Here is a 26,891-nt window from a genome sequence, read left to right as displayed (position 1 = left end):
TTCTATTAATTTTTCCACCTCGCTCTTTCCATTTTATCACTTTTTGGTAATACTTGTATCTTTTTAGAAAATTTTGTACTCAAGTTAAAAATAAACATTTAAAGAATACGTAATCTCTCTTTCAATTGTTTTAAATAACGAGATCGTATCAATAAGAAATATACAACTTGAATTCCTACGAAAACACTTAATACAATCGCATTTTCTTTAAATAATGAGTACTCAAACATCTGTCCCAGTGCAGTTAACGCTACTGCCCCGTGTAATGTTGCAACACCTATTGGAACGAAGAATAATAGTGCTAATCGAATTGTAACTACTTTCGATAATTCTCCGCTCGTTAAACCTACTTTTCTAATCATTTCAAACAAACGAGTATCATCCTCTAAATCAGAAAACAAACGGAAGTAAAGGAAGCTTCCTGCACATACGAAAAATACTATACCAATAAAGAAACCTACAAATAAAATTGGTCCTGCGATTTGTAAACTTTGGTTTTGTTCGTACTCTTCTGCACTAAACGTTGCATGTTCTTCGTAAGTCTTTATCTGATGCGTAAGTTCTTTACCAACTTCAATTTCATCTTTCGTTTCCTCTGTTTTGTACACATAATCTTTTTCCTCTTTAAATCCATCTTGTAATGCATCATATTGATTTTTAGAGATTACATAAACGTTACCTCTAAGTATTTTACTTAATGAAGAAGTATTAACTTTTTTCACTTTTAAAGATTCATTCAAATGTGGTAAAGTAATTTCTTTTCTTTCTTTCATCGGTGGGCCTGGTATATCGACTGATAAAAATAAAGCTTCTTTATTTGCTACAGTTTGAAATGGTTCTCCTGTTAACTTCGCATACTCCTTATAATCTGATTCTTTTATGAAAATAGCACTTCTTAAAGACTGCTCCTCTGCCCTTTTCGTTGAAATAGTAGCTTTAGACGCTGTTATACTATGCTTCTTTAAGCCTTCATCAATCATCTTCAAATGCTGTGATTCATTACCATTTCCTTGCTTGGAGTGGTAATGAAACGCAATTGGTCTTTCCATAATTTCTTTCGTCATTGATGCGAAACCAACTAATGTACCTATTGCTGAAAATGCTACAGTTGAAATAATAGTTACAATAAAGAACATTCTGGCGTTGTCTCTCATACGGTAAGCTAAATCTGATAACGTAACAATATTTGTCTGTGTCCAATAGAAACGTTTACTTTTTTTACATAGTCTAATAATAAAGACACTCAACTGCTTGTACAGCAAATACGTACCAATAATGACTACCGTTGTAACAGGAATCATCATGACAAATACCATTGCGCCGTGTGACAGAAGCGCTCCTGCATATCCCGCACTAAGCAATATGACTGCTAATATAGAAGAAATAATGGAAGCTTTCGGTTCCGGCTTCGCTTCTGCTGATCCTCTAAACAATTTCATAATTTTATTTTTCCGAATCATTCCTGCACTAAACAATGAAATGATCATAAATAATACGAAAAACATAATACTCGTTACAACAATGGCTTTCATTGGTATGTAATAAGCTAAGGAAATATCTAATTTTAATATCATCGGAGCTACAAATATTAACATTCCGGAAAATAGCATTCCTGCAAGTATTCCAAAAATAATTGCCCCTATCCCAATCATAATATTTTCAAAGAAGATAAGACGCTTTAATTGATATTTCGTCATACCTAACATCATTAAAATTCCTAATTCACGCTTTCTCGTTTTTAAAAACATTCCCATCGAATATAAAATAAAGAAAAATGTAAATAAGTAAATAATGGACTGTGCAAAAGACATACTTACGAACACGTATTGCCCCAGTTCTCCAGCACTTAATGCCGGATGAAACGCAAAAAATGAATACACAAAAAAGGCCATAATAGCAAATGCACTACTTAAAAAATATGCTGAGTATGTTCGTCTATTTCGCGTTACATTCCGGTATGCGAGTTCTCTAATATTCATATTACTTCTCCGCCCTTCTACTAACTATGTTTTTATATTAGTAAAATACGGAAATACCTTCCATCGATTCAAATGACAAAAACCTTACATTATTGAAAGGTTTCAAAAAAATTGCTTAAACGAAGCAGTTTCATTATAATGACTACATTCATATTCATACACGCATCCTATTGTATATTCGCTAGTTTTGCGAAATAATAAAGGATAGAAGTATGTACCAATATACATATAAACTTAATTACTGCTTTAATATGAATAGGAGGAAACATAATGACATTACAAAAACAGATTATGAAAGCATTACATGTTCAGCCTGTAATTGATCCGAAAGCAGAAATCCGTAAACGTGTCGATTTCTTAAAAGATTATGTAAAAAAAACAGGTGCGAAAGGATTTGTACTTGGAATTAGTGGCGGACAAGACTCTACATTAGCTGGACGTTTAGCTCAGCTTGCAGTGGAGGAAATTCGTAATGAAGGTGGTAACGCAACGTTTATCGCCGTGCGCCTTCCTTATAAAGTGCAAAAAGACGAAGATGATGCACAATTAGCATTACAATTTATTCAAGCTGATCAATCTGTTGCATTTGATATCGCTTCAACAGTTGATGCTTTCTCAAATCAATACGAAAACTTATTAGGTGAATCATTAACAGATTTCAATAAAGGTAACGTGAAAGCACGTATCCGTATGGTTACACAATATGCAATTGGTGGACAAAAAGGTCTACTTGTTATCGGAACAGATCACGCGGCAGAAGCTGTTACAGGATTCTTTACAAAATTCGGAGATGGTGGTGCAGACCTATTACCATTAACGGGATTAACGAAACGCCAAGGACGCGCTCTATTACAAGAATTAGGTGCAGACGAGCGACTTTACTTAAAAATGCCAACAGCTGATTTATTAGATGAAAAACCAGGTCAAGCTGATGAAACGGAGTTAGGTATTTCGTATGATCAACTAGATGATTATTTAGAAGGTAAAGCAGTTCCAACTGACGTTGCAGAAAAAATTGAAAAACGTTACACAGTGAGCGAACATAAAAGACAAGTTCCAGCATCAATGTTTGATGATTGGTGGAAATAAATTATATAAAAAAGAAGCTAACCTCATTAGCTTCTTTTTTATGTTAACGATACACCCCTACTCTTTTCTCTAGTAAGTCCTGTAAACAATCCTCATGTTGTTGATTAAACAATGGTGGCATTTTGTTTAGCGGGAAAAACTTCAATTCCAACGTTTCATCACCGTCTACTTTTTGCTCTCCACCGGCAATTGAGCATGAAAAGAATATTAAAATTGACTGGGCATTATCTCCATTTGGATATGCTTGAAAATATTTTGTATACACCCCGATAAGCTCATTTATTTCCACGTCATAACCTGTTTCTTCTTTTATTTCTCGAATCGCGGTTTCTGCGGCAGATTCTCCAATTTCCATTGCACCGCCAGGAAATCCCCAAGCATTAAAATCACCTCTTTTTTGCAGTAATACTTCGCCAGATTCATTTAACACACAACCACCCGCAAAGTTTATAAGAACACAGTCGTGCCCTACTTTTTCACGTAATTCTTTTATATAATTAGCCATCCTCTTCCCCTTTTCATACATCTTCTATCACTATTTCTTATCTTTTTCAAGCAATTCAATCATTCGATCTAGCTTCTTATTCATATTAATTACATGTTGTTTTTTTGCAGCGCTATTTTGTAATAACCTTCTAACAAACAAAGTAAAGGATAGGAAAAACAAAACGATAAGTCCGATTACTAAACAAGTATATATCAATGTAAAAATATTACTTTCGAACAAATCCATTCATATTCCACATCCTTCCTTTTTTATATTTTATCACACAATTCTGTTTTTTAAAGTGATACATAAGAAAAAGAGCACCTTTCCAAGATGCTCTTCTTAATTAATAAGTAAATGTAATTGTCGCTAATGAATAATCTGCCATTGCACTATATGGTGCTACTTCATAAGATACACGTTTCGCACCTTTTGGCCAATTTATTTCATTTAACACTTTCTTTATATCTTGCATCGTTCCATCCATAGATTGCTTATATCGTACTTCTACCTTTTCTGGCTTAGAAGCGAATTGTTGCTGTAATTTTTGCTTAAATTCACTGTAATTGTCTGCCCCGTATTGTGCAGATAAGTATTTTAAGTTTGTTTCTTTTAACATTTGTTCATATGCAGCAGTTTTTGAACTACCCGCTTCTATTTTATTTGTTAATTCACCAAAGTAACTTGTAGTTGCTGCTGGATATTTACTGCGATCCCATTCATGATCTTTACTTAATTGCTCGTCAGACATATTAAAATATGAATATGTTACACGCCCAGCTTTATCTGGTACTGGATCATCGAATGTCGTATCAATGTGGTACCATTTGTTTTCAATGTTTACTAAATTCCATGCATGAGCTTGTCCATTCCCTGTGCCTGTTACAATATGATTTTGAATACCTGCTTCTTTTAACAACTCATACGTTAATAACGTATAGCCTTGGCAAACGGCAGAACGATTCGCTAATGCTTCATATGCTGTATACGCTTTATAAGACGTATCATAAGATACATGTTTCACAACATAATCGTGAATAGCTTTTACTTTCTCATGCTCATCCATCCCTGGTTTTACAATTGAACCGATAATTGCTTTTGCCTGGGATTTTACATATTGTGTTTGCTCTTTTGATTCACGGTATTTCACTTGCAGTGTAAACGTATAGTTTCCTGGTAACCCTTTAATAGAATATTTAGTAGACGCTACATTATATTTTACATACTCATCTGCATCTACAATTTTATTAAACTCGCCATACAATTGGTCCATAACATTTCTAGCATTTCTATCTTTCGTTTTATATGTGATTGTAATATTTTCTTCTCGATTATCAACCTGTTTTTTTAATTCTTTTCGGAAATCATCTAATAGCTTTGCATCTGATTGTGTTGTCGCTACAGACGGATTCGTAGCTGCATAAGATACCGTTGACGCGTGTAAGCCTCCCATTACTATAGTTGAACAAAGTAGGGTAGCTGTCACATACTTACTTGTCTTTCTCATCTCGTCACTCCTTACATTCTATAACTATACGAAAAAGTATCGTATAGTTTCAGAGTATACAATACTTTTTCGTATAGGTCATATGAGATTATGCATATTTAACATTGTAAAAAGGTTGTTCTTTTTACAAGAACAACCTTTTTCATTAACAAGTTTGTAATACACAACACGTATTTTCAAAACGTCGATTTTTTAAGTCTTCATTTCCAATACAGAAATAAAGCATTCCTAAATCTCCCCACATCATATTACAATTTTTAGTATCTGAATCGATTTGGAATAAAAGCGTCATTTGCTGCGGGTCTATCCCCATATATTCTCCTGTCTCATATAATACTTCCTCTTGTACAGAGAATGGCTCACCAAACATTTGATGGTTATCGTAGTTGTCTGGGATTAGTTCTTCAAGTAATTGTAAGAAACGGTCTGAATCAGTCTCATCTTCAATGAAAAGCTCTGGCAATTTATATGTCAGTTCAAAAGTAGTTGCACACTGGTTATAATTTGTTTGCAATTCATCTGCCCTTCGTAATTGCTCTACAGGAACTTCATAATAAAGTACACGCCCCGCTTCAGTTGGATTCACATCTTCTTCAAAGTAATTTTCAATGCTGAAAAAATATAACATCCCTGTCTTAGGAAGATTGTGATCCATACCAACATTTTGTAAATCATTTAAATTAAATTGAGCGATAAACTGTAATGGATTTCCTTTGTGCATCGGGTATTCAAATGTAGCTGGCAAGTCAGGAACTCCTCCCATTTTCGAACTACCTACCGCAACTGTTTCCTCCTGCTTTGGCACAACTTTTACACAAGGAAATACAGTATTAATAAGTTCTTCTTTTAAATGTGTCAGCCCATATTTATCAATTAATACTTCAATTTGTTTATTCATAAATTCTCCTTATATTTACATACTTATTTGTATCATCGCACAAAAATTATACTCCATTCTTTGTAAAAACAACAAGCCTCCAAAAAAACGGGCTCTTCCTCCATACGCGAACAAGTTAAAAAAAGCATAGTATACATTGTTCCTACAAACACGATAGTTCATTATTTCTTCCAGTACATTTTCCCCTCGTTCATTTTTATTTTTAATTTAAGGAGGAATTCCACATGGGTTACGGATATAGTTGCAGCGGTTACGGTTACGGCGGTAGTTGTGGTGGATGTGGTTATGGAGGTTTCGCTTTATTAATCGTTTTATTTATCCTTCTAATCATCATTGGAGCTAGCTGTTGGGGCGGCTTTGTAGGCTGCTAGTAAATTTAAAAACTATTGTAAAGAAGCACGTACAATACGTGCTTCTTTGCCATTTTCAAATCTTTTATTCGAAAGGAAGTATGAGATTGATGAAGATTGATGGTGTTTTTGAAGGAGGCGGTGTACGCGGGATTGCACATGTAGGGGCAATTTGCGCGTTAGCTGAAAAAGGCTATGAATGGGAACGTGTAGCTGGAACATCAGCTGGTTCCATTATCGCTGCGCTCCTAGCAGCAGGATATTCTTGTTCAGAGTTAAAAACGATTATAACTGATATCGATTATAATAAATTTACGAAGAGAACCTTTATTGACAGAATCCCCTTAATCGGAAAAGGATTAAGCGCATGGACTACTCTTGGTATTTACTCTAATATATTTATAGAAGAATGGATTGAAGAATTACTTCGCAAAAAAGGAGTTCACTTATTTACAGATTTACCTGATTTAAATAAGCTTAAAATTATCGCTTCTGATATAAGTAATGGTAAAATGGTTATCTTTCCTGATGACTTACCAAACTACGGATTTTTAAATTATCGCTTCTCTATTGCTAAAGCTGTAAGAATGAGTAGTACAATCCCCTTCTTCTTTGAACCGGTAAAATGGAGAACCCCTAAATGGAAGCAACCTTGTTATATGGTTGATGGAGGGATTTTAAGCAATTACCCTATTTGGATTTTCGACTCACCTTCCTCTCCTCGCTGGCCAACATTTGGATTTCATTTCGTAAAAGATGAGATTCAAGCTGACCCTGCCCATTATAACGAGCCTATCTCCATGTTCAAAGGACTTTTTAAAACGATGATGCAAGCCCATGATTTACGTCATTTAGATAAGGAATCAAAAGCAAGAACGATTACAATTCCAACAGGATCCATTACAAGTACAAACTTTGAGTTAACAAAGGAAGAAAAAGAGTGGCTTTACAATTCTGGTTATAACGCCGCAAATAAGTTTTTACAATCTTGGAACTTCAGACAATATATTGATGACTATAGAAACGGAAATCAGGATCGAAAAACAAATCGGTATTTCCGTCAACTTGACTCATAATACTATTATTTTTCATACGAGAACACGTAACGCTTTCAAAAAAAATAAGCCTAGTAATATCATAGATTACTAGGCTTATTTACTTCCTGCTGTATCATTATTATTCGTTGCTTAAGGATACGTTAACCCTTCAGCTTCTTCCGCAGTAATAACTGTGTATCGATTTCCCGTTCGTAATCCTAACAATTCTGCTTTTTCAATTGCATCCTGCTTCGACTCCGCATAAGCAGCTAAATATTTTTTTCCATTGATAATTTGGCAAATTACGTATTGTTTCATTATTTTCTCCTCTTACTTTTTCATTAGTTGTGCAAGTTTTTTGATACCTATTTCAATTTCTTCTAACGTTGCGTATGAATAGGATAGACGCAAAAATTGGTTTGCACTTCTATCATACAAAGTACCTGGATTTAATAAAATCTTTTCTTTCAAAGCTTTGTCGAATAAGCTACGGTTCGAAACGGGTACATTCATATGTAACCAAATATAAAAACCACCTGTCGGTTCATACCATGTTGCTATATCACGACAATATTTCTCTAACATTTGCAACATAAAATCTCTACGTTTTTTCAACTTAGTTCTTACAAACTGTAAATGTTCATCATACAATCCATCTGCAAACCATTCCGCTGCAATTTGCTGGGATATAGAACTTGAACCATAATCTGTTTGCATTTTTATGTCTGCCAATCTTTGAATGACTGGCTCAGATCCAACAATCCATCCAATTCTTAATCCTGGACTAATGACTTTAGACATACTCCCAATATGTAGTACAATTCCGTTTTTATCATATGCTTTTAAAGGCTTTGAAACAGGCTCATCAAACCATAAGTCTTGGTACACCGCGTCTTCTATAATTGGCAAACCAATTTCGTTACATATTTCCATCACTTCTATTCGTTTCTTCGCATTCATACTAAAGTTCGTCGGATTATGAAAAGACGGGATTGTATATAAAATAGATGCATTAAATTGCTTCTTATATTTTGTAATATATGATGCATGTAAACCGTGCTCATTCATTGGTATACCAATTAAACGCATTCCTGCTGATTGAAAAACATTAAGAGAATATAAATAAGATGGTTTTTCTAATAAGATGGATGCCCCTTTTGGAAGAAGCCCCATAGAAATAAGTTGCAACGCTTGAATAGCTCCTGAAACAATTAGTATAGAATCAGGAGTTACATCTATACCATGTCCTTTTAAATAGTCCGCAATCTTTTCCCTTAAAGAGAGACTTCCTTTCGGCTCTTCATAGCCAAGTGTCACCTTTGATGATAAAAGCTTATTCATAATCCCTTTCATCTTTTTTTCAGGTAAAAGACTTGGCGCGAGCTCCCCGGTTCCTAAACGAATTACATGCGGATAAAATTCAGCTTGATTAATCTCTTGAATAGCAGGCAAATTCGGATAATGAAGTCCTGTTTCTACATAAGACTGCCAATTAGGCGGAGGCGCGTACGTTGAAGCATTCTCATTATTATTTACAACAATTGTTCCTTTCCTGCCATTCCCTTCAATGTATCCCTTTGCCACTAGTTCATCGAAAGCCATTACAATTGTACTCCGGTTCACACCGAATGTATGTGCCAAATCTCTTTGTGAAGGTAATTTCGTTCCAACAGTCCATTCTCCATTAACGATTCTTTCTTTTATATACGTTTCTATTTGTTTATACAGAGGAGTCGCTAGAGACATATTTGGTTTCCAAACGAATCTTTCCATCATATCACCTTATATTCTTTTTGGTTGGTAACCTCTCCAACCATATGGATGGATACAAATTTTCATTTCTTCTATACAATATACACTATCATACTGAATTAAAATAGGAGGTAATATGATGAGTGAAGCGATTATTCATGGTATCATTCTTGCATTTGGTCTTATCATTCCATTAGGTGTCCAAAATGTTTTCGTCTTTAACCAAGGTGCGAGCCAACCAAACATTTGGAGGGCAGCCCCTGTAGTATTAACTGCCTCTATATGTGATACGTTACTCATATTGATTGCGGTGCAGGGTGTCTCCCTTGTACTCCTTACTTTTTCTTGGCTAACTAACACGTTATATATAATTGGATTTTTCTTTCTCCTATATATGGGCTTTGTTATTTGGAGAAGTAACCCTTCCAACGATATAAAACAAGAAAACAGCATGCCATTAAAAAAGCAAATCCTTTTCGCTGCATCGGTTTCGTTATTAAATCCACATGCAATTTTAGATACAATCGGTGTAATCGGAACAAATTCTATTCAATACATAGGAAGTGAAAAATGGGCTTTCACACTTGCAACTATTATCGTTTCTTGGATTTGGTTTATAAGCTTAGCCTTAGCAGGGAAATTTCTAAAAAGAATGGACTCAACTGGAAAGACAATCGTATTATTAAACAAGTTTTCGGGTCTCATCATTTGGGGTGTCGCGCTTTATATGTTAAAACAAGTTATGTATTCTTAATAAACGAAAGAGAATTGCATGTTCCTTAAAACACCATGCAATTCTCTTACAAATTATGAAGTAGGTTCCGTTTTCTGTTTTACCGTCTTTGCATCTTTTTCTGGTTTAATCCAAATCATTGCTATAACAGCACCGATACCAGCGAAAATACTTGTTACATAAAACACTTCATGGTCAGCACCTTTCATGAAAAAAGAGTATAGAGGTGGTCCAGCTGCTACACCAATAAATCGCATGGAACTATAAAATGACGTAACTGTCCCCCTTTGCTCCTTTTCAATTCCTTGTGTAATTAGGGCGTCTAAACATGGGAGTGCCATACCAATTCCTATCCCCATAATAATGAGACAAAGAAGTAGTAAATAAATCCCTTTTATAAATAAAGGAATGATGACTGATGCAGCTGCCATTAAAAAACCAATATAAATACACTTCTTCATTACATTTTGATTATCTCCAATTTTTTTACCCGCCATATATGAACTAAGTGACAATACAAGTAACGGGATAGCAAGTACACAACCTTTCCATATACCATGTATGTCATACTTTGATTCCAGTATCGTCGACAAATAAAAGAGAATTCCAAATAAAATAAGCATAATAATTGCACCTAATACAAAAATGGCAATTAACCATCTTCCCTTTTCTCGAAACGTAGAGATAATAGATTTTATAAACTCTTTAAGTGGTGGCACTTCTCCTTCTTGTTTCTTTGCCTTCACTAGAACAAGTAATAAAACAATTGATACTATGCATAAAACTGGAATTGCCCAAAATGGTAAGAACCATACAATGGCAGCAAGAGCAGATCCTAAAATAGGGCTCAGCACTTTTCCAAATGTATTGGATGTTTCAATAATTCCTAAACCTGTACTAACTTGTTTTTCATCTTTGTATAAATCACCAACACACGGTATAACAACTGGCATTGCACCAGCAGCACCAATACCTTGAATCGCTCTACCGATCAATATCCAAGTGTAGGGATTATCAACTTTCCATGATACCCAACCAGTTATCGCTCCTCCTATAGCCGCAATCAGCAAACTCGGAACCATTATCATCTTTCGTCCCCATCTATCTGATAAATAACCAGCAATCGGTATAAGTAAAATGGCTACAATAGAGTAAATTGTAATAATCATGGATACTTGAAACGATGAAATATGTAATTTCTTTTCGATAGTCGGTAGGATTGGAATGAGCATTGAATTCCCTAATGTCATAACAAGTGGAACTGATGCAAGCGCAATTAAACAACAGTTTTCTTTTTTTAACATGTTGGCTTCGGAACCCTTTCATCGTATATTTCTGACCATATAATAGCCCCGCTGGAACGTAATTTTTCATTCCACCAGGGCTATTACATCTTTACTAATTCCCATTTACAACAAAAGAAATTGGGGAAAATATAGTATTATTTCTATTCTTTGAATCCAGTTCGCAATATATTCATACCAATTAATTGAAAAAAAAAAGAAAGGAAGAATCCTTCCTTTCTCCTATAACCTTCTACAATTAGCGAGTATATCCGCCACCAAGTTGTTGTTCTGCCATCGCTACTAGACGTTTTGTAATTTCACCGCCTACAGAACCGTTTGCACGTGAAGAAGTGTCAGCTCCAAGTTGTACACCAAATTCTTGTGCAATTTCATATTTCATTTGATCTAAAGCTGCTTGTGCTCCATGTGATGCTAATTGATTAGAATTACGATTTCTAGCCATTACCAATCACCTCCTTATTTATATATAAATTGTGTTAAATTTTAATTTAAATACATGGTAATTTTTGGTTATTTATATTTTTAAAAAAAGAGTCTCTACAATGAGAGACTCTTACATCATTTTATATTAAGAAGTTACTACTTCTAAATTTCTATTTGTTAATACTTTCATTTCTTCTTTTAATATATCTTTCGCATGATGTCCAAACCATTCGAGTGAAGCAAAATGGTCAGTATCTCTCACTTCCTGAATAATCTCATCATAATTTACCACCCCTTCAAATAATGGAACCATACCAATTCGACTTCCCGCTGCTGCATATACATTATTTGGTTCAAACACATGCAAATAATCTGCTGACGATATATTCTTAAAATGGTAATGTTGTATCCACGGCTTTAGTCGATGGAAGCTGTCTATTGGATCTGCACCAGACTCCCATATATGAAGAAAATCAAGGTTTATTTTCAAATTCGGATGATCTACTTCTCCTAATAATTCCAAAGTAGAAGGCAGCGTATCCGTTAACGTATTTGGATGTGTTTCTAAAAGTACATACATATTATGCTGAGCAAATACTTCACAAATCATGCGAATACGATTCACATACTCTTTTCTCTCCTGTTCCGAGAAATCTTCGCTACCTTTTTGTCCAGCAAACGTACGAATTTTGTTTGTTTTAAACCAATTAGCTAATATTGCAAGTTGTTCACATTTCTCTATCGTTTTTTCAAAATCTGCCGATAATGATATGTCTAAGTAATCACTTATCATCGTAATTTCCAAGTTTTTATCCTTTAAACAATTCAATTCTCGTTCTGTCGTTTCATACTCTTGCATATACAAATTTTGTGCATGAGTCCCCCACAATTCAATTCCTTCAAAACCGTTTTCATATGCAAATTGAACAATATCAGTAAATGAAATTAATTGATGACGAAAGGAAATAGTACATAATGAATATTTCATAGGTTTGAACTCCCTTATCTTAAATTCAGTTAGGTTTTTAAAACGCTAATATAGACTGGTTTGTTTTCATTTCTTTCCATGATAAAAACTGTCTCTCTAATTCAGCCTTAATTTGCAGTTCAATTGCATTCATTTCATCCAACTTTTCAACAATTGATAATAACATGCCTTTATTATTCGTCATTGCCATTTTAATTGCTCGATACTGTACATTTGTAAATCCTTGTACAATATCCTCTACCCGATCACACCAATAATCAAACTCTTGCTCCGAATATTGCAACGTTTCACGGAAGTATGCAAAGGCATGTTCATAACTATATTTACGAATTGCAAGTACTGGTATTTGCTTCACTGCCGCTACAAGACCCGAAAGCGAATAACCTTCTTCTTCATTTGCCATTTTTATAATTAAATTTTTCAATTCCATAGTCAGTTCATTGCCATTTCTTTTGAAAGTTTCTATGAAATAACTCGCTACCATTTCTTCTGTTGGCTCCTGAACTTCTTCTACATCAATGAAATACCCTCCACCAAATGGGTTATCTTGAACAGAGTGAAGCACTTTTTCTCTTTCCATATTCCCTTCCCAGCGAAAATCAGGATCTAGCATGAACCATTCTTCTTCTTTCTCTGTCTTCGATATCATTAAATAATGCGGAAACGGTTTTTGATGGAATTTATTTTCCCTCTCTGGCAATAGAGACATATCAACCATTACAATGACATAGCGATTTTCTGGCTTGTTTTCTACTAATTGTAAAAACGTTTCTACATTGCTATCTTTATCTTTTGCATGATCATACCATTCGTTCACTTTCATACCGTACAATTTTTCATACCATAATAAATAATTATCATGATTAATATTTTCGGAGTGATACGAGATAATGCCGCCTTCTGTTATATCAAAATCTCCGTCCCATAATCCAAAATAAAATGGACGGAAATCTATATCGCTACGCCTTTTTATAATTTCACAAAAACAACTCACTAAACAGTGAACTTTAATTGAAGTCATATTCTCATCCACTTTCCTAAAGGTTAATTATTCACATTTACTTCTTATACCGGCTGTAACTCCTCCATAAAATCAAGCAAAGATCCTACAGTAAGAAATGCTTTTGGGTCTACCTCATCCTCTGGAACGCATAGCTTTACATCCATTTCTATGTAGACTATGAGTTGTAACATCATTACCGAATCTATATATAAATCTTGGTTTAAACGCATCGTTTCTTCTAAATGCGTTACATTTTTTAGCTCCATTTTTTCTGTCATAATTTTCAACACTTCATTTTTTAATGTTTCACGTCTCATGTTGTAACCTCTCCCATCTCTAGTAATTTTCTACTTACTTTTCCAGTTTTATTTTTCGGAATTTCAGTTACACTTTCAATCTCATGCGGAACTTTATAAGATGGTAAATGCTGCATACACCATTCTCTTATTCGTACTGGATCAACATGAGAGATTACTTTCGCTTTAACAACTTCGCCCATCACAGGATGTTTCCCTCGATATACAATTGCCTCTTGAACGCCTTCTAGTCGAAGCATTGTTTCTTCTACCTCTATCGGAAAGACTTTTAATCCTGAAACGTTAATCACATCATCCATGCGCCCCATAAAATGAAGACCATGCTCAGATTTATACCCCAAATCTTTCGTGAAAATTTCCTTATCTTTCATTTTCACTACGATTTCTTCGGGCATATTTTCATCTGAACCTATACTTATACTCGCATGAGGTAGTGGATTACCTAAATCTAAATGGCTTTTCATATCATGACATATACTAATACAACCTGCTTCAGAACAACCGTATTGCTGCATCATATATGTTGTCATTTCTTTTAGTTTATAAAATAATACTTCTGGTAAAGGTGCTCCGGATGTCATAATTTTATGAAACTGAAACGTTCCTTGTGGGAAACTCCCCATAATATGTAACATAAGCGGTACTGCATAAATGATATGTTTTTCTGTATTGCGAACTATATTTAATGCGAATTTAGGATTTTTATTCGTAATGATGATAGGTTTGCTTCCCCGCGTAATTGCAGATAACGTACCACATATTAATCCGTATGAATGTGAAACAGGAGCCATAACGATCGGCACTTCATCCTCTTCACAGTTTAAAGCTTCATTATAAGCAGTAATTTCTGTATCCACTTCCGTCCATGCTCTACGAATCAGTTTTGGTTCTCCCGTAGTTCCAGAACTATATTGCAATAAAGAAGGCTCTTCTAGTAAAGCGTTCACTACTTGTAATTTCGTAAAATCGGGATATTCTCCATATAATATCCCGATACAATTTGCACGCTTTGCCATTTCAATAGCCGTTTCTTTTGGCGTATCTTCATGTATAAGCAATACTGATGATTTCTTTTCTTTTAAGAAAAACACAAGCGTAATAATATCGAATGGATCTTTCAGACAAAGCGCGAATCTATTTCCTGCTGCTTTTTGAAATTGTTCCATTTCCTCATAAACTTGTAATCTCAAATCAAAATCACTTTTGCTATACTCTTGTTTATTAACGATTAGCATAATTTCCCCCTGTAACAACTGATTTTTGTTTCATAAGTTGGCTTGCTCTATACAATGGATTTGGAACTTCATGAACAAGCGATTCCACATCCATATATAATCGTCGCTTCGTTAATTGCTCAGCATAGAATGTAGGAGTGTATAGCTGAATACTTTCAAATCTATCTTTCAAGTGTGGATATTTTCTAAAATGATTTTCAATTTCTTCGACGACTATCACCCAAAAAATTTCTTCTTTCCAATCATATTCGTCTGCAAGTACGAAAGCTAATTCTCCTACATTAAATAAGAACAGTGCATCTAATACCATCTCTTGTAAACATTCAATACGATTCATTTCAAAGAAATCATTCATTTTTCCATTCACATACGTTTTATGCATTTTAGTAAAGTCTGGACATTTATTCATTTCTGTTAAGAATGGACGATAAAACTCAAGTCCTTCATGGAAATCCTTTAATGCAATACGGACAGGTAGCCCTTCTTTATGAACTAAAATCATATTTTGTCCGTGTGATTCTAATGCGATTCCATGCTCTACAACAAGATGTATAACTGGTATGATTGCTTTTTGAATCAGTAATCGTAGCCAATTTTCAATCCCATATTTGTTTAACCATGCATCAATAACTGGTGTCCCGTCTTTCTCTTTTGCATATAAGCCGTTAAAGGGAACCGCATCCTCTTGTTCATCTAAATATTTATGAACGCTTTCACGCCAAATGCATCCTAATGAACCATATGTGGCTTTCTTATTCGTATCATACGTTACACTCGAAAATTCCTTTAACAAAATAATACGCGATTCATCCCTTAAATAAGAATCCTGACTTACGACATCACTTAACCAATTCGATATAGCTGGTGCACTCACAACTGAATATGGTTTCAGCGTACGGAGTGTTGAAGTGTTAAGTATGTTCAGCGATAACTTTACATATGGTCTCTTTGGATTCGTAACATTTCTCAACGTCCTCATCGATTGTTGCGCGTAATAATCATCCGCTGATTGTCCTAAATAAATTATATTTTTATCCTGTATATGATCAGCGTAATTTGGAATGATGAAATTCTCCCACTGCCAAGGATGAACAGGTATAAACACGTACTGTTTTGGATTACATCCCGCACTGTGAATTCGTTCCATAAACGTTTCTAATGTATGCGCGCCTATCTCACCTTTTAAAATATTGTCATAGATCATTTCATTTTCATAACCTACAATCGCATATTTCTTATGAGCTGCAATCCATATGAGTTTTATTGGCCTCATAAATTCATATCCATATTGAAAATTGTCACGATATTGAAATCCAATGCGTGCTTTATAGCCAGGATGATATGGATGACCATCTATTAAATGGCTTTCAAAGTCATCGTACGATTTTTGGGTATATTTCACCTTATTATGTCTTTCATATTGTGCAATCGTGTCTTTAAATATCGTTTGTTCTAATTCATGAATAAAAGAATCTAATTTCGTTTTTTCCACGTTAACAATCCGAAAAACTTCTTCTAAAAATTGCGAAACTGATTGTATTTCTTGTTTTTCCTCTTGAACTCTTATTACTAATGAATCTAAAGAGATACGTCCAAATGTCATTCGTTCTCTTCCGTAACATTCATACGTGACACTTTTGTTGTCCTCATCAAGTCCTTGTATAAGAAAAAGAATTTGTTCTTCGTTTTCTATGCGAATTGGTGTAATAATCCCCTCATAAATTAACGACTCTACTAATTGACGTAACACTCTTCTTCGTACTGAAATGTAATCTTCTGATTCAAGCGCTTTCAATATCCTCGTATGATACATGTCCACTCTCATAACTCCTCCACCTTATGAAAAATACCATTATTTGTATTACGTGAAATTTTAACGTTACTTATGAACGGACAGCCACTTCTCTAACGAGCGGATTCTGTACCTGTACGTAAATTGCTTGTTCTAAAGGATTACTTAACTCATCGACATCGAAAAATCTCGTTAATAAATTTGCTTTACATGCCAACTTATCCTCTTCTAACAATTCTCTTAAAAAGGTAGAAGGTTCACGGTTATACGGAAGGAACAATTCAAGTACAGATCTTAATTCCGAGAGAAGAATTTCCTCCTTAATTAATCCTGCTGTGCCAAATCCATTAACGAGTCCAAACATATGATTGAAAATTAAGTAGTAACGAAATCTCTCATCTACAATATAATCGTCATATAAATTTCCAGTACGTTCTCCAATGCCAGCCAACTCATTATTAAGCATCTCTTTCATTGAATTACAGAAATAAAACCCTTGATTATCACGGAAATAATATTTGACCGGATAACCATCCTTTAGCTGAACAACGCTATTTTGCTGATGAGCTTCTAATCCAACACCATAACATAAGTACATCCATACCATCGGCTTTAAAGAAATATTCATATATCGTCTAAACCAATCTAAACTTACTTCTTCACAGCTTCTACCTTCTAAATCTGCTAGTCGATGAATAATATTTGATAAACGAGTACGTTCCCCAGGTATAGCATCTTGCACTAATCCAGCAATTAAAGTAGCGTTATTGGCATGTTCACCATAAAAAGGATTCTCTCGTATAATTACTTCAAATCCAGATTCTTTTGCCCCGTAATTTAATGTAATAAATGCTGGATCACAAATAAAATCAAAACCTGGAAACTTCTCTAACACTTCACCAATTGCTGTATTTAGCATTTCCTTTCCTTCAAGACCACTCTCTAGTTCCTTCAATTTATTAATACGCATTGAATTTGTTACTTTTACTGGAAATGAAAACTTAAGCATATATTTTGATTGGGGATGATATAACGTCCTAAGTGATGATGTTGCCATATAATACTTACCGACAGGACCAATATATTCAAGTACTCCTTGATCTATCCAATCCTGTACGTATGATTGGTGTAATAGCCATTCTGCCTGAAGCGGATGAATTGGAAGTAATGAATATTCATCTTCATTACAATACTTCGATATAAATTCTTTACAAACCATCTCATCATTACGTAACTCTTCTTTTAGAATTACTGTTGTAGAATCTAACAATAATGATTTTTCATTTACTATACTTTTATGTGCCCTAAAATAATGAAGCTGACATTCTCCTTTTAATTCTGGAGAATACATCGCGCTTTTCCATTCCAAAATACCTTGTCTACTCTTTGGGGTTGGATGAGTTAAATGTCCAAATAATAAAGATTGCTCCGCTTCTATAAAGGATGTATGGAAACCGTATAATGCAGATGTATCTTCTATTCTCTCCTTTGTAAATTCTTCAATATTTTGACAACTACGAATAACTCGAAGCATAAGTTCAGCAGGATTCGTCCCTTCTCCGTAGTTGATAGACATCTCTTTTATTAAGAATGTAATAACTGTAACGTAATCTGCTTTTATAACATTCTTATTTTCTCCCATTTGATAATAAAATTGTTCTCCAAACAAATGGCGATCTGTTGCTGATTTATATATAACTTCTCCATACAAAGTAACGTTCTGCGCCGATAGCCGACAATATAAATATGTGGGGACTATATCTCTATTCAACGTATTACTGAAGATACTTTTCATTTTTTCATCCTCTGTAATCCATTCTCCACTCCCTGTTTCCCTTAAATAACAGTTTAAAAAACTTTGTAATGTTGCATGTTCTGCGATTTGTTTCGCATGCTGCATGTTGTTCCTCCTCTTTATATTAAAGCTATCGAAATTTTATATAATAAACAACAATTGAATATCGTTATCAATTATGATTCTAATTGATAATAATATTCAATTCAATAGTATATTTCAGAATTTTTTTATCTAATTTAATTTTTCTTGTTTTCTATCTTTTCTTTAATCTAGTTAAAAATTCACGAAAAAAAATACTCAATTTCAAACTACATACTTACTATTTTTCATTAGTAATCCATCCAAAATAGTTAAACAAAAGAGATATACCTTAATTGGCATACCTCTTTCAAAGAATAAGTTTACATAATAATATTATTTATATCCCTCCAACAATAGGCTGTCTCTTCTACCTGTACTCGCTCTAAAAATTTTGTATCAATTTTTTCTGGATTAAATTTTTCATAAAAGTTTTTAGAAGGGTTATTCGTAACAACCCATACTAAAAGTGATTGCATATCATTATTTATACATTCTGATAATAGAGCTTGAAATAACTTTTGTCCTATTTTCATTCCTTGGTACTCTTGTAAAAGGTAGATTGCATATAATTCCCCATCACAATTATATGCACCACTTCTTTCCACTCCCCCGTCAATGAATCCGATTATTGTTTCATCTGACGTCTCTGCTACAAATCTATATTGGTATTTATCTACTTGTTGAAAAATGTTTTCCCATTGTTTTTCTCGTTGCTCATATGTTATATTCTCTAAAAATTCGTCAGCAAATATCCCTTTATACGTTGTTTTCCAGCTATCAACATGCACCTTTGCTATACCTCGTATATCATCTTTTATCGCTCTTCTAATATGTATTTCCATCATTTCTCCCCCTTGTTATTCATCATTATATCAATTTATTTCCTTAAAAATCCAAATAAAAAAGAGTGAAGTAAATTCACTCTTTTTTATCACAATTATCTACTTTCCACTTCAACTGAAACAACACGATCAATCTCTTTCAGGGAACTATACAACTCTGTTGTATATAAATCTTCTGGAGCTAAAATAACCATTTCCAGTTGTTGAAATGCTCCACTATCTATATCTTTAATTTTCACTCGTTTCACATGCATACCTAAATTTTTAATTTGCTTAAATATACCATCTAACTCATGATGCTCTTTTACAGTAATTTTTATAGATAAATCCTTTTGTCTTAATGAATACGGACCTGCAATTTTCACAAGTTGTGGAAGTACGTTAATTGCTAAAATAATTAATATCATAGCAACCGTCGCTTGTAAATAAAAGCCCGCCCCAATTGCTATACCTAAAGCTGAAGCAGCCCACACCATAGAAGCTGTCGTTAATCCAGAAATAACATCATTACTTCTTCGTAAAATAACACCTGCCCCAAGAAAACCAATCCCACTCACAATTTGAGCAGCTAGACGCATTGGATCCATATTTGTATGCCCTGGAACAGAATATACATGTACGGCTTCAATTGAAACCATCGTAATTAAACAACTTGCTACAGAAATAACCATACTTGTTTTCACACCAAGCGGTTTATTCTTTAGCTGCCTATCTATCCCGATGAATAATCCTAAAAAGAGTGCTAAACCTAATTTGAGTAAAAATTCATATGACATATTTCCATTCTCCTTACTTTACAATGTTTCCCTTGGAATAATTCACTATAACTCTTTTATGATATCAATTCCAGTCTTTTCTATTCATTTAACGTAAAAAGCCGAAAAAACATTTGTAACGATGTTTCTCCGGCTTTTTATTATGCTTAAGATTCTTCTTTATTTCTGATCTTTAATCTTAATCTCTGCATCTTTGTAGAATGCTAATTTACTGTCATTATACTCTTTTGTAAAATTGTTAAATTGCTCTTTTGATTTTTGTGCTTCCACAGTTAATTCATTAACAGCCTTAACTTTTTCACCAATCTCTTTTAATTTCGTTTCTTTTACTTTTAATTTTTCATACAGTTCTTTTTCAGTCGCTAACGCCTTCGTATAATTTTCATTCATTTTTTGGAATGCATCATAACGTTTTTTATACGACTCTTCTACTGCTTTCGCTTGTTTTTGTAACTTCTTATCTTCAAGCTTCTCTATATTTCCTTGAACAGATTTTGTTTCTTTCTGAGCTTTTTCTAGCATCTCTTTCTCAGTTTTTAATACTTTTTCACGGTCATCTACATTCGCAGTAGCTTGCTCTATCTTCTTCATAACAGCGTCATTATGATCTTTACCTTCTTGTAAAATTTGAGAATATAGTTCTTGACCTTCATTCTCTAATTTCTCTAACTTCTTCGCTTCATCAACTAATGATTTTTCTTGTGTCGCTGCTGTTTCAAAAGCTGTATATAGATTTTCTTCTGGTTTTTCACCGAAACAACCTGTTAATAGTCCTACTGATAGTGCTCCAACTACTGCTACTTTTCCATACTTCAACGTTCATTCCTCCATTACATACGGTTATCATGCCAGAAATTCACTGGGAAGTGACTCTCTTCATGATAAGCTTCAAACTCATAACCCTTTTCTTTTAACCCTTTTAAAATTGCTGGCACAGCAGCAACTGATTGTGGGTGAATGTCATGCATTAAAATAACTTCCTGTGGTTTTGTTGCATGTGTTATTACGTTTTGAGCAATTTGTGCTGCCGCTGCATCAACTTGCATTTTGTTATATTTCCAATCTAATGAATCAATTGTCCAATCCCATACTTTAAAACCGCCCTCTACCACTTTATTTCGAAGACCTTCATTTAATCCAGGCATCGAACCGTATGGTGGACGTGTTAATTTAGGTGATTTTCCAATAATATTTGCGATTAAGCTTTGATCTTCTTTCATTTCATTTACATACTCGCCATTTTTATATAACTTCGCAAAATTATGTGTCATACTATGCATACCTACATAATGACCCTCTGCATTTTCACGTTTCACTAAATCCGGAAATTCTTTTACATTCGCTCCAATTAAAAAGAAAGTCGCCTTCGCATCATGCTGTTTTAACATATTTAACAATTCAGCCGTATATTTCCCTGGGCCATCATCAAATGTAAGATAAGCAACTTTTCTTTCTTTTCCATTAAAACGACTTGGTGCCGTTTTATTCATTTCTACTTTCGGTTGTTCACTTGCAAGCTGTACTACGTTTTCTTGTTTTGCAACAGCCTTTGCTGGTGAAGTAATGGATTGAAACATGAAATACCCAATAGCTACTGCTGCAATCGCTATTAAAACGACTACTACTCGTTTAATTTTAAAAGCTTTTTCCATTCTATCGAATTCCTCTCCCTATTAATCTTATATATAAATCACCCAATATAATTATACATCTATTTATTGTATTACACTATATAAACAGACCTATATATGTATTATAATGGGAGTTTTATCAAAATCGTTGTTCCTATTCCTTCTTTACTTATAAAACTAAGTGTACCTCCATGAAGCTCTACCATTTTTTTTACGATAGCTAAACCAAGACCTGCACCTGTAGCATTGTTATTAATCTGGTAAAATGGCTGTTCTATATATGATAAATGCTCTTTAGCAATTCCAATCCCTTCGTCCTTCACCTTTATCACTGCTTGTCCTTCATTTTTAGTCGCTTCAATGTGAATTGTACCTTTTTCATGTGAATATTTAATAGCATTTTGAACGATATTCAAGAAAATTTGCTTTAGCCTATTTCGATCTCCCATCAATTCAATTCTTTCTATCGTATTAATAAATTGAATTTGTTTCTCTTCAGCGTTAGGAGTTAATTGCCAAATCGTCTCCTCTAGTATATCGTACATTTGCACATTTTGTTTATATAAATTAAAATGATTTGATTGTAATCTTGAAAAATCTAGCAATTCTTCTACTAAATGAATCAAACGGTCTGTCTCACCTGAAATAATCCCCATGCCTTGCTTTATCTCTTCTTCTGTTAAATAATCTACCGTTTTTAACGTCTCACTCCAACCTTTAATTCCAGTTAAAGGCGTTCGTATTTCATGAGAAATAGAAGCAATGAATTCATTTTTCATCTGTTCCGCTTTTTCTATTTTATTAGACATATGATTTAAACTATATGCTAACTCACCTAATTCACCTGGATAATCCTCTTTAATTTTCTCCTTTAATGTACCTTCTGCAATTTGTGAAGAAGCATGAATAATAGATTCGATAGGTTTAACAAACGAATTCGCTAATCGTCTACTAATTAAGAATACGATACCAGAAATGACAATTCCAACTGAAATAGTAAACATAATAATTTCAATAATCTTTGCATTTACATTCGTTAAAACAGTTGTATATTTCAAAACACCGATCGTTTGTCCTTGATGAATAAGTGGACTAATCACTTCCAATTGTTTCACATCGTCTTTCGTAGCAGTCACTTGATGGTACATCTCTCCTTCTAGTAACGAATACGGAATAACTACTTTACCTTCTACCTTTTGTCCACTTGACGACTGTATAATCGTACCATGTCGATCAATTAATTGTAATTCAGTTCCTTCTAACTGAAAGCTCTCAATTATATCCCCGCTGTATTCTTGCAAACGAATAAAGTATAGGGAATTGTATTCAGAGAAAAATCGTGTACTTGTCTTCGCATGAGATTCTACATATTGCACAATACCATTATAATAATATCGATAAATGGAGGCTGAAAATACGACTTCAAATAATACAAGCATAAGTATAATGACCGTCATAAAATATAAAGTCACTTTTCTTTTCATCTTATACTTTCCTTCCACACATATCCTTTTCCCCACACAGTAAGAATAAATTCAGGTTCTGATGGATTACATTCTATCTTTTGACGTAACCGCCTCATATTTACATCTACTACTTTCGTCTCACCTACGTAATTCGTTCCCCAAATCATATTTAAAATTTCATCACGTGAAACCGGCTTTGAAGCCTGATTCATTAAATACTGTAATATCATATACTCTGTAGGGGTTAAATCAACTAATTTTCCACTTTTATATAATCTTTCTTCTATGACATTTAACGAAAACGGGCCAGATATGATCGTATTCGCTTTTTCATCATGTACTTCTATTCTTCTTAGTAACGATTGTATACGTGCAGTTAATTCCACTGGACTAAACGGCTTTGCGATGTAATCATCTGCACCAATTCCTAGTCCTTGTACTTTATCTTCATTTTGTACGCGTGCGGTTAACATAATAATACCTATTTTTTTATTTTCTTCCCGGATGGATTTACAAACTTGAAAACCATCAATTCCTGGTAACATTACATCAAGCAATGCTACATCAACAGTATGTTCACATAAAATCTGTAACGCCTCTTCTCCCGTACTAGCTTCTAACACACAAAATCCAGCACGTTTCAAATTCAAGACGATAAAACTACGAATAGGCATTTCATCTTCTAAAACTAAAATTGTTGGCATAATTTCCACCTCCCTACTCTTGTTGATAATCCGCTAGCGGTTTTACATATGCTTTCACTTTTTCAAAATGTGGCTGTTGCGGTACAGCATATACGTGAGAAGCGGTTTTAACTGCTGCCTCGTATCCTTTTATTTTGAACCATTCTTTCCGTTTAAATATATGAACTTCAAGCCATAGTTCATTTGTCGTAGTATCTATAAATTTTTGAACATCTGATGCCTCTTGCTGAACTGGAACAGTTATTTTTCCAATTAACGCTTGTGGGATTTTGACAAAATAACCTTTCTCTATATTTATATATCTTTCTTCCATCGGTTTAATTCCATCTTCACTCCACTGAATATAACGTTCAAACATCGTACTCTCTCCGTATGATACTTCTTCCCAACCTTTTGGACGCACTGTACGAACAAATTCAATAATGCCGTCTTCATTTATATCTTTGCTTTCGACTACATAATCATTGAATAAATCTTCTTTCCCATCTATAGGTAGTGGCTCATAATGACCCTTATCAAATTTTGCTACATATGTTATCCCTGAATGGGCGCCAACTCCTGCATCAATTACAACAGCCTTTAGTGATTTAGAAATACGCCCCATTTGTATTCTTTGAATGCTATTTATAAATGGATCGAATGATGCTTCAGACAAAGTTTTAAATTGTTCCATAAACTCAACTGTCAACTTCTCATCTTTTTCATACGTAACAAGGCTTATATCTTTCAGTCCATTTTTATTTAGATCCTCTATGAATAACTTCGTATAACTTCGATTATATATTTCCTTCATATCTTCATTTTCTTCCGAAAAAACATACATAACATGCTCTAACGATTCACGACTTACAGAAATTCCGATTAATAACTCTCGCTTCCCGTTCCCTGTAAAATCACCGACTTCAACGATATCCACATCTCCACCATCAAATCTATGCGTGGACTTTACTTTCCATCCATTTCCAACTTCTTCATAGACAGCTAAATATACGCTATGATCTTCATTCGGTAATTTATAAAATAAGATGGCTTCTTTCTTATTATCTTGTTTAAAATCCATTGACCAAATCATTTGTTTATCTTTATTAGACATTGGAGTAAGCAATCGATAATTAACAGGCAAATCTTTATCTATTTGCTCTTTTAGTTCATTAATCCATTTTTCATTGGCAGGAGCACCCATTAAACTTGTTGGAGCTTCAGACATCTTACATCCAGTCAACATAAAAATGATTCCCATAATGCCTATCCATTTCTGCATATGATATCTTTCCTTATTACAGATTTTCACTATTTTTCTTTACTTTTTGCTTCTCCAATATTCTCATACATATGAGTATAATTTTTATAAAATAAAAAATCGTTACAGAAAAGTTACAAATCCATTCCGATAAAAAAAGATTGGCGAAAGCCAATCTTTTTTTATTATTCGTTTCGAACTGGTTTTGGTGTTACACCTAGATGATCATTTAATTTTTTCGAAATATCTTTTACATTTTTTTCGTTTGGAATGTAATAATAAATACCTCCGATACGTTTATCCGTACCTTCTATTTGCATTTTTTCCATTTCTAAATTAGATCCTGCCATATTTTTTGTAATCGCAAGCATATCATCGAAAGTTAAGTTCGTTTTCATATTTTTATCAACCGCATCAAGTAAAGAACCCATTTTGCTAATTGATTGCACAGACATCGCTTTTTTTGCAATTGCTTCTATTACAAGTTGTTGTCTTTGTCCACGCATTGCGTCACTATCAATTTTACGCGTTCTTGCAAGTGCAAGTGCTTGTTCTCCATTTAAATGTTGGAAGCCTTTTTCTAAATGAATCATACCCGCTTGGTCTTTACTATCTTGCTCTGTGAAAGTAACAGGTACATCAATATCAATACCACCAAGTGAATCGACAATTTGTACGAATGATTCAAAGTTAAACTTCACATAATAATCAACAGGAACATTTAAAAATCTTTCCACTGTATCTCGTGTACTTTCAACACCACCAAATACATGTGCGTGTGTAATTTTATCTAATTTCTTTCTAGATGGAATATATACACGTGAATCACGCGGAATACTTACTAATTTAACTGATTTATCATCTTTATTAATTGTTGCTAATAAAAGTGCATCTGTGCGAACAGCTTCACCATATTGACTTTTTCGCATTTCACTACCATCTACACCCATAATTAAAATAGAGATGTTATCCTTTAAAGGCTCAACTTCTTTATCACGTTTTGATGATTTATCAATTTGTGCATACGCATCACTTACAACAGCTTTTGCTTTATTATATATTAATGATCCATATCCTACTCCTCCAAAAATAAGTAGGAAAAATGGAATTAAAATGAACCATTTTATTGACCTTCTTTTAGAACGTTTTTTATTGCTTCTCGTATTTTGTTCTAATTCAGAGCTCATCTTCATTCGCCTCTCTTTCTCTTTCCCTAGTATAATGTATGTCTAGTATTCTTCATATTGAATTTCCTTTCAAACACCTTACATTTTTGTAAGGTTACATGATGAATCCAATATGTATTCCATTTCACATTATACTCTCGTGCTTATTTTTGGCAAGTCACTATTTTCCAACTTCAAATATTTAGCACTTCGTAACATTCGAAAATATAGTTTTATAAATTTATTTATCTCGAATTGTTCGATTTCCACATGGAAAATAGTGGATAACA

27 protein-coding genes are annotated in these 26,891 nt (G+C 33.8%); 4 read left to right on the top strand and 23 right to left on the bottom strand.

Going from position 1 to position 26,891, the window contains the following annotated elements:
- Positions 1-98: 98 nt before the first annotated feature.
- Positions 99-1,979: an ABC transporter permease gene (locus J0835_RS09780; protein ID WP_087980274.1), complete on the bottom strand. Its 1,881-nt coding sequence runs from the start codon at positions 1,977-1,979 to the stop codon at positions 99-101.
- 270 nt (positions 1,980-2,249) lie between these two features.
- Between J0835_RS09780 and nadE the strand changes: the two genes are divergently transcribed.
- The gene (nadE, locus tag J0835_RS09775; RefSeq protein ID WP_087980273.1) at positions 2,250-3,068 is read left to right on the top strand and encodes an ammonia-dependent NAD(+) synthetase; all 819 of its coding nucleotides are present in this window, start codon (positions 2,250-2,252) and stop codon (positions 3,066-3,068) included.
- 43 nt (positions 3,069-3,111) lie between these two features.
- Here nadE and J0835_RS09770 read toward each other — a convergent pair whose 3' ends face one another.
- From J0835_RS09770 to J0835_RS09755, 4 genes are all read right to left on the bottom strand, one after another.
- Positions 3,112-3,573, bottom strand: a complete 462-nt coding sequence (locus tag J0835_RS09770; protein WP_087980272.1) for an NUDIX hydrolase — start codon at positions 3,571-3,573, stop codon at positions 3,112-3,114.
- A gap of 30 nt (positions 3,574-3,603) precedes the next feature.
- On the bottom strand, positions 3,604-3,801 hold the full coding sequence (locus J0835_RS09765; protein WP_087980271.1) for a DUF4083 domain-containing protein: 198 nt from the start codon (positions 3,799-3,801) through the stop codon (positions 3,604-3,606).
- Positions 3,802-3,901: 100 nt separating this feature from the next.
- Positions 3,902-5,062 (bottom strand): transglutaminase domain-containing protein, encoded by a 1,161-nt coding sequence (locus J0835_RS09760; RefSeq protein WP_087980270.1) that lies wholly within the window; start codon positions 5,060-5,062, stop codon positions 3,902-3,904.
- 145 nt (positions 5,063-5,207) lie between these two features.
- A complete protein-coding gene (locus J0835_RS09755; protein ID WP_087980269.1) occupies positions 5,208-5,960 on the bottom strand; it encodes a YwqG family protein in 753 nt (250 codons plus the stop codon).
- A gap of 224 nt (positions 5,961-6,184) precedes the next feature.
- Here J0835_RS09755 and J0835_RS09750 point away from each other — a divergent pair, with 224 nt between their 5' ends.
- Entirely contained in the window at positions 6,185-6,331 is a 147-nt protein-coding gene (locus J0835_RS09750; RefSeq protein ID WP_000540427.1) for a YjcZ family sporulation protein, read from the top strand.
- Positions 6,332-6,420: 89 nt separating this feature from the next.
- The gene (locus J0835_RS09745) at positions 6,421-7,386 is read left to right on the top strand and encodes a patatin-like phospholipase family protein (protein WP_000686811.1); all 966 of its coding nucleotides are present in this window, start codon (positions 6,421-6,423) and stop codon (positions 7,384-7,386) included.
- Between the two features lie 111 nt (positions 7,387-7,497).
- Here the strand turns inward: J0835_RS09745 and J0835_RS09740 are convergent, their stop codons facing one another.
- Together J0835_RS09740 and J0835_RS09735 are read right to left on the bottom strand one after the other, a co-directional pair.
- Positions 7,498-7,665 carry a DUF3933 family protein gene (locus J0835_RS09740; RefSeq protein WP_087980268.1) on the bottom strand — a complete coding sequence of 56 codons (168 nt, stop codon included), beginning with the start codon at positions 7,663-7,665 and terminating at the stop codon, positions 7,498-7,500.
- A gap of 12 nt (positions 7,666-7,677) precedes the next feature.
- Entirely contained in the window at positions 7,678-9,120 is a 1,443-nt protein-coding gene (locus J0835_RS09735) for an aminotransferase-like domain-containing protein (RefSeq protein ID WP_087980267.1), read from the bottom strand.
- A gap of 118 nt (positions 9,121-9,238) precedes the next feature.
- Between J0835_RS09735 and J0835_RS09730 the strand changes: the two genes are divergently transcribed.
- On the top strand, positions 9,239-9,853 hold the full coding sequence (locus J0835_RS09730; RefSeq protein WP_001287309.1) for a LysE/ArgO family amino acid transporter: 615 nt from the start codon (positions 9,239-9,241) through the stop codon (positions 9,851-9,853).
- 53 nt (positions 9,854-9,906) lie between these two features.
- Here J0835_RS09730 and J0835_RS09725 read toward each other — a convergent pair whose 3' ends face one another.
- The 16 genes from J0835_RS09725 to J0835_RS09650 form a co-directional block, all read right to left on the bottom strand.
- The gene (locus J0835_RS09725; RefSeq protein ID WP_087980266.1) at positions 9,907-11,136 is read right to left on the bottom strand and encodes an MFS transporter; all 1,230 of its coding nucleotides are present in this window, start codon (positions 11,134-11,136) and stop codon (positions 9,907-9,909) included.
- A gap of 238 nt (positions 11,137-11,374) precedes the next feature.
- Complete coding sequence (locus J0835_RS09720) at positions 11,375-11,581, bottom strand: alpha/beta-type small acid-soluble spore protein (RefSeq protein WP_000113545.1); 207 nt, start codon at positions 11,579-11,581, stop codon at positions 11,375-11,377.
- Positions 11,582-11,707: 126 nt separating this feature from the next.
- Entirely contained in the window at positions 11,708-12,550 is an 843-nt protein-coding gene (gene asbF / locus J0835_RS09715; protein WP_087980265.1) for a petrobactin biosynthesis 3-dehydroshikimate dehydratase AsbF, read from the bottom strand.
- A gap of 37 nt (positions 12,551-12,587) precedes the next feature.
- Entirely contained in the window at positions 12,588-13,571 is a 984-nt protein-coding gene (asbE, locus tag J0835_RS09710; protein ID WP_140386740.1) for a petrobactin biosynthesis protein AsbE, read from the bottom strand.
- 44 nt (positions 13,572-13,615) lie between these two features.
- Positions 13,616-13,870 carry a petrobactin biosynthesis protein AsbD gene (asbD, locus tag J0835_RS09705; RefSeq protein ID WP_001250756.1) on the bottom strand — a complete coding sequence of 85 codons (255 nt, stop codon included), beginning with the start codon at positions 13,868-13,870 and terminating at the stop codon, positions 13,616-13,618.
- Positions 13,867-15,105, bottom strand: coding sequence for a 3,4-dihydroxybenzoic acid-AMP ligase AsbC (gene asbC, locus J0835_RS09700; RefSeq protein ID WP_087980263.1), 1,239 nt, complete (start codon positions 15,103-15,105; stop codon positions 13,867-13,869). Before asbC ends, asbD begins: the two co-directional genes overlap by 4 nt.
- Positions 15,092-16,930 (bottom strand): IucA/IucC family protein, encoded by a 1,839-nt coding sequence (locus J0835_RS09695; RefSeq protein ID WP_140386739.1) that lies wholly within the window; start codon positions 16,928-16,930, stop codon positions 15,092-15,094. Before J0835_RS09695 ends, asbC begins: the two co-directional genes overlap by 14 nt.
- 58 nt (positions 16,931-16,988) lie before the next feature.
- Complete coding sequence (locus J0835_RS09690) at positions 16,989-18,797, bottom strand: IucA/IucC family protein (RefSeq protein ID WP_087980262.1); 1,809 nt, start codon at positions 18,795-18,797, stop codon at positions 16,989-16,991.
- Positions 18,798-19,096: 299 nt separating this feature from the next.
- A complete protein-coding gene (locus J0835_RS09685) occupies positions 19,097-19,618 on the bottom strand; it encodes a GNAT family N-acetyltransferase (RefSeq protein WP_140386738.1) in 522 nt (173 codons plus the stop codon).
- 95 nt (positions 19,619-19,713) lie between these two features.
- Positions 19,714-20,394 (bottom strand): MgtC/SapB family protein, encoded by a 681-nt coding sequence (locus tag J0835_RS09680; RefSeq protein ID WP_000119503.1) that lies wholly within the window; start codon positions 20,392-20,394, stop codon positions 19,714-19,716.
- A 159-nt stretch (positions 20,395-20,553) separates the two neighbouring features.
- A complete protein-coding gene (locus J0835_RS09675) occupies positions 20,554-21,210 on the bottom strand; it encodes a YkyA family protein (protein ID WP_087980260.1) in 657 nt (218 codons plus the stop codon).
- Between the two features lie 14 nt (positions 21,211-21,224).
- The gene (locus J0835_RS09670; protein ID WP_000409390.1) at positions 21,225-22,046 is read right to left on the bottom strand and encodes a peptidoglycan-N-acetylglucosamine deacetylase; all 822 of its coding nucleotides are present in this window, start codon (positions 22,044-22,046) and stop codon (positions 21,225-21,227) included.
- A gap of 101 nt (positions 22,047-22,147) precedes the next feature.
- Entirely contained in the window at positions 22,148-23,509 is a 1,362-nt protein-coding gene (locus tag J0835_RS09665; RefSeq protein ID WP_087980259.1) for a sensor histidine kinase, read from the bottom strand.
- Complete coding sequence (locus tag J0835_RS09660; RefSeq protein WP_087980258.1) at positions 23,506-24,195, bottom strand: response regulator transcription factor; 690 nt, start codon at positions 24,193-24,195, stop codon at positions 23,506-23,508. Before J0835_RS09660 ends, J0835_RS09665 begins: the two co-directional genes overlap by 4 nt.
- Positions 24,196-24,208: 13 nt before the next feature.
- On the bottom strand, positions 24,209-25,456 hold the full coding sequence (locus tag J0835_RS09655; RefSeq protein ID WP_087980257.1) for a hypothetical protein: 1,248 nt from the start codon (positions 25,454-25,456) through the stop codon (positions 24,209-24,211).
- Between the two features lie 164 nt (positions 25,457-25,620).
- Positions 25,621-26,622, bottom strand: a complete 1,002-nt coding sequence (locus tag J0835_RS09650) for an LCP family protein (protein WP_046959173.1) — start codon at positions 26,620-26,622, stop codon at positions 25,621-25,623.
- Positions 26,623-26,891 lie beyond the last annotated feature (269 nt).

The sequence above is a fragment of the Bacillus cereus group sp. Sample62 genome (genome assembly GCF_036851315.1).
Classification (GTDB): Bacteria; Bacillota; Bacilli; order Bacillales; family Bacillaceae_G; genus Bacillus_A; species Bacillus_A wiedmannii.
Note: the sequence above shows the minus strand (reverse complement) of the source record. Positions and strands in the feature narration are given on the sequence as shown.

Bases quoted from the DNA above. Each gene is read 5' to 3' on its own strand.
- J0835_RS09780 (WP_087980274.1), bottom strand. From the start codon at position 1,979: ATGAATATTAGAGAACTCGCATACCGGAATGTAACGCGAAATAGACGA.
- nadE (WP_087980273.1), top strand. From the start codon at position 2,250: ATGACATTACAAAAACAGATTATGAAAGCATTACATGTTCAGCCTGTA.
- J0835_RS09770 (WP_087980272.1), bottom strand. From the start codon at position 3,573: ATGGCTAATTATATAAAAGAATTACGTGAAAAAGTAGGGCACGACTGT.
- J0835_RS09765 (WP_087980271.1), bottom strand. From the start codon at position 3,801: ATGGATTTGTTCGAAAGTAATATTTTTACATTGATATATACTTGTTTA.
- J0835_RS09760 (WP_087980270.1), bottom strand. From the start codon at position 5,062: ATGAGAAAGACAAGTAAGTATGTGACAGCTACCCTACTTTGTTCAACT.
- J0835_RS09755 (WP_087980269.1), bottom strand. From the start codon at position 5,960: ATGAATAAACAAATTGAAGTATTAATTGATAAATATGGGCTGACACAT.
- J0835_RS09750 (WP_000540427.1), top strand. From the start codon at position 6,185: ATGGGTTACGGATATAGTTGCAGCGGTTACGGTTACGGCGGTAGTTGT.
- J0835_RS09745 (WP_000686811.1), top strand. From the start codon at position 6,421: ATGAAGATTGATGGTGTTTTTGAAGGAGGCGGTGTACGCGGGATTGCA.
- J0835_RS09740 (WP_087980268.1), bottom strand. From the start codon at position 7,665: ATGAAACAATACGTAATTTGCCAAATTATCAATGGAAAAAAATATTTA.
- J0835_RS09735 (WP_087980267.1), bottom strand. From the start codon at position 9,120: ATGGAAAGATTCGTTTGGAAACCAAATATGTCTCTAGCGACTCCTCTG.
- J0835_RS09730 (WP_001287309.1), top strand. From the start codon at position 9,239: ATGAGTGAAGCGATTATTCATGGTATCATTCTTGCATTTGGTCTTATC.
- J0835_RS09725 (WP_087980266.1), bottom strand. From the start codon at position 11,136: ATGTTAAAAAAAGAAAACTGTTGTTTAATTGCGCTTGCATCAGTTCCA.
- J0835_RS09720 (WP_000113545.1), bottom strand. From the start codon at position 11,581: ATGGCTAGAAATCGTAATTCTAATCAATTAGCATCACATGGAGCACAA.
- asbF (WP_087980265.1), bottom strand. From the start codon at position 12,550: ATGAAATATTCATTATGTACTATTTCCTTTCGTCATCAATTAATTTCA.
- asbE (WP_140386740.1), bottom strand. From the start codon at position 13,571: ATGACTTCAATTAAAGTTCACTGTTTAGTGAGTTGTTTTTGTGAAATT.
- asbD (WP_001250756.1), bottom strand. From the start codon at position 13,870: ATGAGACGTGAAACATTAAAAAATGAAGTGTTGAAAATTATGACAGAA.
- asbC (WP_087980263.1), bottom strand. From the start codon at position 15,105: ATGCTAATCGTTAATAAACAAGAGTATAGCAAAAGTGATTTTGATTTG.
- J0835_RS09695 (WP_140386739.1), bottom strand. From the start codon at position 16,930: ATGAGAGTGGACATGTATCATACGAGGATATTGAAAGCGCTTGAATCA.
- J0835_RS09690 (WP_087980262.1), bottom strand. From the start codon at position 18,797: ATGCAGCATGCGAAACAAATCGCAGAACATGCAACATTACAAAGTTTT.
- J0835_RS09685 (WP_140386738.1), bottom strand. From the start codon at position 19,618: ATGGAAATACATATTAGAAGAGCGATAAAAGATGATATACGAGGTATA.
- J0835_RS09680 (WP_000119503.1), bottom strand. From the start codon at position 20,394: ATGTCATATGAATTTTTACTCAAATTAGGTTTAGCACTCTTTTTAGGA.
- J0835_RS09670 (WP_000409390.1), bottom strand. From the start codon at position 22,046: ATGGAAAAAGCTTTTAAAATTAAACGAGTAGTAGTCGTTTTAATAGCG.
- J0835_RS09665 (WP_087980259.1), bottom strand. From the start codon at position 23,509: ATGAAAAGAAAAGTGACTTTATATTTTATGACGGTCATTATACTTATG.
- J0835_RS09660 (WP_087980258.1), bottom strand. From the start codon at position 24,195: ATGCCAACAATTTTAGTTTTAGAAGATGAAATGCCTATTCGTAGTTTT.
- J0835_RS09655 (WP_087980257.1), bottom strand. From the start codon at position 25,456: ATGCAGAAATGGATAGGCATTATGGGAATCATTTTTATGTTGACTGGA.
- J0835_RS09650 (WP_046959173.1), bottom strand. From the start codon at position 26,622: ATGAGCTCTGAATTAGAACAAAATACGAGAAGCAATAAAAAACGTTCT.